General features: G+C 52.5%; 6 protein-coding genes and 1 pseudogene. 3 read left to right on the forward strand and 4 right to left on the reverse strand.

The window, feature by feature from the left end; genetic code table 11:
- The first annotated feature begins 48 nt into the window (after positions 1-48).
- Complete coding sequence (locus AC2FJE_RS08305; protein ID WP_496727526.1) at positions 49-270, forward strand: hypothetical protein; 222 nt, start codon at positions 49-51, stop codon at positions 268-270.
- A 428-nt stretch (positions 271-698) separates the two neighbouring features.
- On the opposite strand, the gene AC2FJE_RS08310 is transcribed toward AC2FJE_RS08305, so the two are convergent.
- Together AC2FJE_RS08310 and AC2FJE_RS08315 are read right to left on the reverse strand one after the other, a co-directional pair.
- The gene (locus AC2FJE_RS08310) at positions 699-1,484 is read right to left on the reverse strand and encodes a hypothetical protein (protein ID WP_496727525.1); all 786 of its coding nucleotides are present in this window, start codon (positions 1,482-1,484) and stop codon (positions 699-701) included.
- 191 nt (positions 1,485-1,675) lie between these two features.
- Positions 1,676-3,517: an adenylate/guanylate cyclase domain-containing protein gene (locus tag AC2FJE_RS08315; protein ID WP_496727524.1), complete on the reverse strand. Its 1,842-nt coding sequence runs from the start codon at positions 3,515-3,517 to the stop codon at positions 1,676-1,678.
- Positions 3,518-3,729: 212 nt separating this feature from the next.
- Between AC2FJE_RS08315 and AC2FJE_RS08320 the strand changes: the two genes are divergently transcribed.
- Together AC2FJE_RS08320 and AC2FJE_RS08325 are read left to right on the forward strand one after the other, a co-directional pair.
- Complete coding sequence (locus AC2FJE_RS08320; protein ID WP_299637033.1) at positions 3,730-4,584, forward strand: CE1 family esterase; 855 nt, start codon at positions 3,730-3,732, stop codon at positions 4,582-4,584.
- Between the two features lie 86 nt (positions 4,585-4,670).
- Positions 4,671-5,084 (forward strand): SAM-dependent methyltransferase, encoded by a 414-nt coding sequence (locus AC2FJE_RS08325; protein WP_496760851.1) that lies wholly within the window; start codon positions 4,671-4,673, stop codon positions 5,082-5,084.
- Here AC2FJE_RS08325 and AC2FJE_RS08330 read toward each other — a convergent pair.
- Both AC2FJE_RS08330 and AC2FJE_RS08335 read right to left on the reverse strand, forming a co-directional pair.
- Positions 5,016-5,588, reverse strand: a complete 573-nt coding sequence (locus AC2FJE_RS08330) for a carboxymuconolactone decarboxylase family protein (protein ID WP_299637032.1) — start codon at positions 5,586-5,588, stop codon at positions 5,016-5,018. The genes AC2FJE_RS08325 and AC2FJE_RS08330 overlap by 69 nt on opposite strands.
- Positions 5,589-5,775: 187 nt before the next feature.
- Positions 5,776-6,000: pseudogene (locus AC2FJE_RS08335) on the reverse strand (hypothetical protein); the annotation flags it as partial.

Here is a 6,000-nt window from a genome sequence, read left to right on the forward strand (position 1 = left end):
CAGTTACTCTTGTTGCGACAGCGCAAGTAAGTCGGAAAGGACCACGAGATGGCTTCCCATACAATGTCACCCAGCATCTGGACCGTATTTGGTGGACTGTTCGGTTGGACCAAGAGAGACTTCCCCGAAAACCGGAAATCACGGCCTACAGCCAACGATCTTCACTCGGAACGCGACTATATTAACGAGGTGATCTGGAGTAATCCTGACGCGTTTTCGAGTGAACTGGACGTGCAGAACATGATGAGTCTGTATCCAGGAAGGTTCTGACGACACTTGTTGACAATCGGCCGAGTAAGGCGATTAGATCACGCCAAATTCAGCTGCAAGCTGGAAGAGACAGCAACGCACCTGTGTTGTAGCCATTGAGTAAGTACCAACACGAGACCTTCTCGTGCAACCTGGCGCCTTGTTTGACGATATTGAAGTGAGCCACCTGCTGGCAAAGGTCACTCACCTCACCTCCGCATGTTCGTCGTTTGGTGAAAGGCAATTTCCTTTGATCCGTTCTCGTAAATTTGCAAAGGCCGCTTTCTGCGCCTCACTTTCATTCGAGCAGCACGCAGCATCCAAACACTCCATCTTTGCTCTCAAAGTGAAGTGTTGCGTCGATCAATTGAGACCGCCGCCTAAACCGGACCTTCGCAACCAAGCTTTGCAAATTCCGAAATGCTAACCGAACAGACCTTTGTCCGAGACTACACCCGATACCAGTTTTCAACTTCTCGGGCGGCTTCTTCGGCTGTAAAAGTAGTCTCTACCTCTGCGATTGCGTACTTTACTTCGTCTGAGCTAGCACTGAGTTCTAAGGCGTCCGCATCCAGATCATGGGCTGACCCAGCATTTGAATAGATCGTATCGACCCCAATTCTGATGGCGTGTCGGAGTTGCAGCAGGTGCTCAAAAAACCGCACATAAATCATCTCCTCGTACGGAGAATGAATATCCGCTTCAGAGATCAAGCCCAATTCTGCGGCCTTGGCACACGTCAAACGCCAAGCCAGTTCCATTGTGGATGGTGGCGCGTCCCTGGCCTCTTCAGGATGTCCGGGGTTCGCAAACGTAGATCTTCGAATAGCTTTGAGATTGGCACGTAAGCCCTTTGTGGGAACCGGATAGATGAATTTGGTTTCCTCGGAAGCTAAGGCAGGCTCAATCTGATCCGGCTGCGCCTGGATGAACTCTGAAAACCTGTTTCCGATGATAGGGACTTCGCCCACAATCATGTCTGTGGGATCGGAATTCTCCGCCTGCCATCGCGCTAAGGTTCTCCGGCCCCACAATCCGGCGGCCCGTCGGATCAACGGATGAGTTCCATCCGAAACATCTGGATACTTTGTTAGTATGTCTTCGGTCTGAAACGCCGCGAGCCCCTTATCCCAACGCATGATATGCACGCGACGTCCCAAGGAGATCGCAATGGATATTTGCTGGCGCAATAGGAATGACTTTCCAGATGCCGGCAATCCAGTGAAGAAAACCATGCGGCAACGACGTGCAGCGTCCGCTAGGTGTCTTCCAATTTCTGCGTCCGCAAAACTGTCCTTAGAAATTACGAATCTCCTTATTCGGTGTCGGCAACAGCGTTAGGTAGCAAACGCAACTTGGTTCCAGAGCCGCTACAAACATTCTACGCCCGCCATTCTGAAAGCGATGTTTGCAAGCAATCGCGGCGTTAGTTCTCTGAAACTTCAATACCGGCAATGCGAAGCCCATCCATTATCTTTTCGATCAGCTCCGTTGGCATTCCACGCGCTCGATACGGTGAGCGTGGATCGTCAAGAAACTCCGGGTGTTCGTTTTGCAAGCGTCGCGCCATCTCTTGCGCCTTTTGTTGCTCGCCGTCCAAAGCATAGCTTGCAGTCAGGCTTGCCATCGACATGGTGGATTTCGGCGTGCCCCAGCTCAAGATGACTTTTTGTGCCTCATCATAATTGCCTTGCAAGATCGCGTGCAGCACCCAAGCGTTATTGTAGCCAGGATGAAGTTTGGGGTTGAGGTCTTTTGCGCGGGAAATCCACTCTTTACCTTTTTCAAACTCGCCGGAGTAAGCAAGAAAGATACCCAGATCCGCGAGGATCCAGGAATCATTGGGACTAAGCTCCGTGGCGTTCTTTGCGTGTTCAAAGAAGACCGCCTTGTCTTCTCCCGTCATTCTGCTGAGGATTGCCAGGGCGTAGTGCGCATCCGCATTGTCCGGGTCTTCCTCAAGTGCACGTGTCGCGGCGTCTCGGGCCTTATTTGCCCAATCCGGATCGGTGTCGAATGATCGTTTCTTAGACTCGAGATAGTTAAAGGCCAATCGCGACCAAGCAAGAGAGTAACCAGGTTCTTCCTTCACGGTTCGCAATAGACAGTCCCGAGCCTTGCGATGCGCTTCAATGCTGAAACTTTGATAAAACCAGAATCCCAACAGATAACATTCATAGGCTTCCAGGTTTTCCGGAGCCTTGTCGCGGATAGCCTGCTGTACAGAAGTGTTGAACAAAGGGGCATCGCTTGAACCGATTTGCGAGGCGACCTTTCTTGCAATCTCAACCTGGATATCCATGACATTTGCGATGCTGAGGTCCATATCAAAGGGGCCCGGCGGTGTGAGTTGACGGCAAGTCCTTGCATTGATGAATGTAGTTGTCACCCGCAATTTCGAGTCAGACCGTTGGGCCGTGCCGCCAAGTATGTAATCGGCCCGTAACGCATCCCTGATCGCTTCGCAATCTTTGTTACTGCTGAAGTCGGCTCCAGCTTCGGGAGCTATAACAAACAGGTTAGAGAACTTCGCCAACAAGGCGTTAAGATCACGCGTCAAACCTTCAGCAAAATACTCGTCTTCCTTGTTTTCCCCGATTGTTTCAAAAGGTGTAATGACAATCCGCGCACCTGACGGAAGGTCGCGCGGATCATCTCTTCCAAATACAAAAAAAGCTGAAATCGCGGTAGCTGTGGCGACAACAGCCGTCGCGGCAGTCCATCGGATCGCTGCGCTGCGCTTGGGTTTGACCGCAAGTTCCGGAGGCCAGGTCCAAACCTCGACCTTATTGGCGATATTCTTCAATTCATGGGCGCCAGCATGCGCAAATTCCGCGTCCACCTTTCCCGAAAGTTGATCGGCAACTGCTTTGGAAACACAAAGGCCTCCGGGCGGTGCGATTGCTTCCAACCGAGCCGCAATGTTGACACCGTCTCCCAGCAGGTTATCGCCATCTGCCACGACATCACCGAGATGTATTCCGATACGAAGGTTCATGCGCCCTTTTTCCGGCAGATCGAGGTTCCGGACTTTCAGCTCTCTTTGAATTTCCAATGCACAGCGGGACGCGTCCGTTGCACTTGTGAATTCAGCGATGACGCTGTCACCCGCGCTGCCGAACACGCGACCACCGTAGTTTGAGATGAGGCCATCAATGAGTATTCGGTAGCCCTTTAGCGCTGTAATGGTGCCCTCTTCATCACGCCCGATCAGGCGTGAGAATCCCACAAAATCCGCAGCCATAATGGCAGTTAGACGGCGTTCCATAAGTCCCCCCGTACCACTTTAATGAAAGTTACCTGGGTTCTCGAACAAAATCTAAGTTCCTTCCCAAGCTCACAACTACTTATTTGGATAGAGATAGACCGGCCAACTTTGCCTAGACTTCAGATGGTTCACAAACGCTTGGCCGCTGCCTTCGGAGATGCGCAACGCTGTGCTATGATCTTCTGTGACCTAACCACAGAGGTACACTTTTGATGCGACCCGAAACGCGCAATCGCATTTTGACGCTCGGTATTGCCATTGCTGTTATTGCTGCGAAGCCGAACGCTGCCCTCGCTTCTGATGGAGAGTGTGGTGCGCCAGATGCACCGTGCACACTGGAAGGCGGTAAATACTACGTGGCCCTGCCAGAGGCTCCGGATGAACGACCTGCCGTCATTTGGTTGCACGGTTATGGACGGTCTGGCAAGGCGATGATCCAGAATTCTGCCTATGTTGACCCTTTCATCCGGCGTGGCTACGCGGTGATTATGCCGAGCGGGCAGCCCAGTATTAATGACAAAGACCTCGATTGGGGTGTGGCTGACGGATATGACCTGGCGCGCGATGATGTAGCCTTTATCGACGCCGTACGCGCCGACGCTGTGGAGCGCTTCGGAATTGACCCGTCGCGAATACTGATCGCAGGCTTCTCCCGCGGCGGCTCGATGGTCTGGGACATTGCGTGCCAAGCGCCAGAGATGGCAAGAGGTTTTGCCGCTGCGGCTGGGGCGTTCTGGGAGCCTATGACCACTGAGTGCGATGCGCCAGTTCACCTGTTTCACGTACACGGCTTCAAAGACAGAATGGTGCCGTTCGAAGGCCGAGAGCTGACATGGGAGGGTGTCGATTTTCACCAGGGTAACGTCATGAAGGGCTTGGACGTCTGGCGCCGAGAAAACGCCTGCTTGGGTAGCGCGGAAAACAGCTTTGGCGACGATGGTTCGATGCAGAAGGATTGGATGGACTGTGAGGCCGGCTCGATTCGGTTGAAGGTCACCAAAGGCGGACACGGCGTTCCGGAGGGCTGGCGGGACGCGGTGCTAGACTGGTTCGAAGCTCTACCTTGAGCACTCGAGTGCCTGCCGACCCTCCGCGAGTTTTGATCTGATGGGCATTCAGTAGCATTCAACATGATTGGTAAAAGGGGTTGAGAATGAGAGAGCAAGTTTCCGACTACTATGGTCCCAGCCGCAGGCTGATCGACCAGATAGCTGATAGCCTGAAGGCCGCGAGCATTGACCCGAAGAAACTACGCGCCGCGGATTTCCAACCAATCGATGAGTTCCATTTCCGAGGCAGACAGACGGCTTTACAGTTATTGGAGAAACTGAAGTTAACGACAGGCGCGAATGTACTTGATATTGGTAGTGGCTTGGGTGGGGTCACCAAAACAATTGCAGAAGAAGCAAGCGCTAAGGTTAGAGGCATTGATCTGACGCAAGAGTTTTGCGACGCAGCCAAAACCATTTCCGATTGGAAACGTAAGAACAACATCAATTCAAGGGATGTCGAGGCCGTTCTCTCGTCCGAAATCGGTATAGAAGCTGTCACTGCGGCATCGGTTTAAAGTGGCTTCGTCCGCTTCTCTTGGGTCGGTGCCAGGGCTTTGGACACCTGTTCCTTCTATGAAGCGATTCACGAGATTAAAGACACCGCAAACTTGGATAGCATCGAACAGCGCACTCTCCGACCAGCCTGCCGCGTAGACTGCTTTTGCGTCGGCTTCCGTCATTCGGGATGGTGAGACGGTGAGCTTTTCAATGTATGCCAGTAACGGTTTGAGTTGGTCTTCGACGGGTGCCGTATCGCGGTCTTCCATCAGTGCCTCGATTGTCTCGACCTCAATGCCGTAGGCTTTGGCGAAAACGATGTGCGCCCCATGGCAATACGCACAAGCATTCAAGCCAGAGACATAAGCTGCGATTAGTTCACGCTCAGCAACCGAGAGGTCGCTCTCGCCCCTCATAACCAGGCTTTCGTACGCGCAAAGCGGCGAAAGTTTGTCTGGAAAGGCTTGATAGACACTTCCAAGCGTCGCGTTCTCAGGCAGAGATGGAAACAGGCGTTTCATTCAATTCTCTTTCAGTCTTGCTTTGGATAGCTTTGTCTCAAAGTGAGGAACCTAACGGTACATACGCAACCTTAAAGCAATTCTGGGATCCGAACAGAGCTTCTGTTGGAATACAGCCGAAGGTAAGTTTGCCTAACAACACCCCAACGTGATCGTAGTTTGGCTATCTGCGGTGCCCAATTGCAGCTTACTCCCAATCGCCAGCAGACGAGCGCCACGTCTTAGTTTCCGCATCCCAAACACTGGCTGTGACGCAAGGCGTCGGATTTGTTCCGTCACAATTGGTTCCGTGGACGTCAGCAAGGACAATGCGTTGACGCCCGAAGTCAACGACCGTCCAGCCTTGATTGAGCAATGAATGAACCTCCTCTTCAATCAAGAAGTGCGACATGCATCCGCCAGTTCCGCAATA

The organism is Ruegeria sp. CDSC002, assembly GCF_059610905.1.

Excerpts from the sequence above, each read along its gene's own strand:
- AC2FJE_RS08305 (WP_496727526.1), top strand. The coding sequence starts at position 49 with ATGGCTTCCCATACAATGTCACCCAGCATCTGGACCGTATTTGGTGGA.
- AC2FJE_RS08310 (WP_496727525.1), bottom strand. The coding sequence starts at position 1,484 with ATGGTTTTCTTCACTGGATTGCCGGCATCTGGAAAGTCATTCCTATTG.
- AC2FJE_RS08315 (WP_496727524.1), bottom strand. The coding sequence starts at position 3,517 with ATGGAACGCCGTCTAACTGCCATTATGGCTGCGGATTTTGTGGGATTC.
- AC2FJE_RS08320 (WP_299637033.1), top strand. The coding sequence starts at position 3,730 with ATGCGACCCGAAACGCGCAATCGCATTTTGACGCTCGGTATTGCCATT.
- AC2FJE_RS08325 (WP_496760851.1), top strand. The coding sequence starts at position 4,671 with ATGAGAGAGCAAGTTTCCGACTACTATGGTCCCAGCCGCAGGCTGATC.
- AC2FJE_RS08330 (WP_299637032.1), bottom strand. The coding sequence starts at position 5,588 with ATGAAACGCCTGTTTCCATCTCTGCCTGAGAACGCGACGCTTGGAAGT.